Origin of the sequence: Methylobacterium variabile, from assembly GCF_001043975.1 — a bacterium.
Lineage (GTDB): Bacteria > Pseudomonadota > Alphaproteobacteria > Rhizobiales > Beijerinckiaceae > Methylobacterium > Methylobacterium variabile.
On sequence record NZ_LABY01000413.1, the window covers coordinates 1 to 553 of the forward strand.

Consider the following 553-nt stretch of genomic DNA (forward strand, 5'->3'; position numbering starts at 1 on the left):
TGGGGGGGCGCCCGCCGTCGCCGCGACGGGCACCGTCGCGGCGACCTCGACGTGCATGTTCATGCGGCCTCCTGCTGGCGCAAGCCCGCCACGGTGTCCCGGATGATGCGGATGGTCGAGAACGAGCGCCGGCCGAGCGCCGAGTCCGGGAACTCGATGTCGAACCGCTCCTCCAGGGCCAGCATCAGCTGCACCGAGCCGAAGGAATCGAGACCCTTCTCGAACAGGTCGTCGTCGTCCGACAGGCCGTCGACGATGCCCTTGAGCGATTCCAGCGACTTCAGCACGTCACGGATTTCAGAGATTTCGACCATGAGGCTCCACCTTCCTTCGTGAGACACGGGTCGCATCCGGCAGATGAAAATGCAATGTCGGCCACAAAATTTGGTAAATTTTCGGATGTCTATTTTTGAGAAAATCCCGCTTCACTGCGGGACGGGCCGCTCCGATTCGACACCTCGTCCGCCACTCAACTCTCAACAGCTTAACGGCTGGCAAATCGCGGCGCGGACGTTGGGACAGAATTCTGTAAAGCTTACGGATTTCGCTCCGC

The 553-nt window shown here is 60.9% G+C and carries 1 protein-coding gene; it reads right to left on the reverse strand.

The features are described from left to right. Positions 1-59 precede the first annotated feature (59 nt). Entirely contained in the window at positions 60-314 is a 255-nt protein-coding gene (locus VQ02_RS33590) for an acyl carrier protein (RefSeq protein WP_048448618.1), read from the reverse strand. Positions 315-553 lie beyond the last annotated feature (239 nt).

Coding starts and splice junctions, on each gene's coding strand:
- VQ02_RS33590 (WP_048448618.1), bottom strand. CDS start 314: ATGGTCGAAATCTCTGAAATCCGTGACGTGCTGAAGTCGCTGGAATCG.